Consider the following 553-nt stretch of genomic DNA (forward strand, 5'->3'; position numbering starts at 1 on the left):
ACGGTGGGCTTCGCCGCCGCACGGACACTGCAATGCGTGCAGGCGAACGTGGTCGAGACGGCGGGCAGGGCTCCGATGGAGGCGACCTGCCCGGCGGTGACGGGCACGGTGCCGTGCTTGGTGGTCGCCACCTGGTCCATCTCCCTTACATCCGTTCAGGCCGCCGAAACGGGTACAACCTGGCAATGCCTGTCGGACACAGCGGACATCCCATCTCAGCAGACGCTGCGGTAGGTTCGAGTGTTCTTCCGAAGGAGCATCGCGTGCATCTGGAGCGATTCTGCGTTCCCCTCGGTGAGGCTCTGCCTCTCGACTCCGACGGCTTCCTGCAGGGGCCGACCGCATGGACCCGGCTGACCCGCGAGACTTCCTCCCTCGTGACGGTGACGCAGGCCCGCGCCCGATCGGCTGTTCTGCTCGGTGAAGCTGGCATCGGCAAGTCATACGCCCTGGCCACAGTTCTCGACCCGAAGCAGACCGCCCTGGCCTGGCAGACGGAGGCGAGGGTCGACCTCGGGCAAGTACACACCTGGGAAGACCTGATCCGGAAAGC

1 protein-coding gene is annotated in these 553 nt (G+C 66.2%); it reads left to right on the forward strand.

From position 1 onward, the window contains the following. Positions 1 to 263 precede the first annotated feature (263 nt). Positions 264 to 553, forward strand: a 290-nt coding sequence (locus tag TN53_RS41965) for a hypothetical protein (protein ID WP_046264162.1), incomplete at its 3' end; no start/stop codon positions are given.

The organism is Streptomyces sp. WM6386 (assembly GCF_000972385.1).
In the GTDB taxonomy this organism is placed as follows: Bacteria; Actinomycetota; Actinomycetes; order Streptomycetales; family Streptomycetaceae; genus Streptomyces.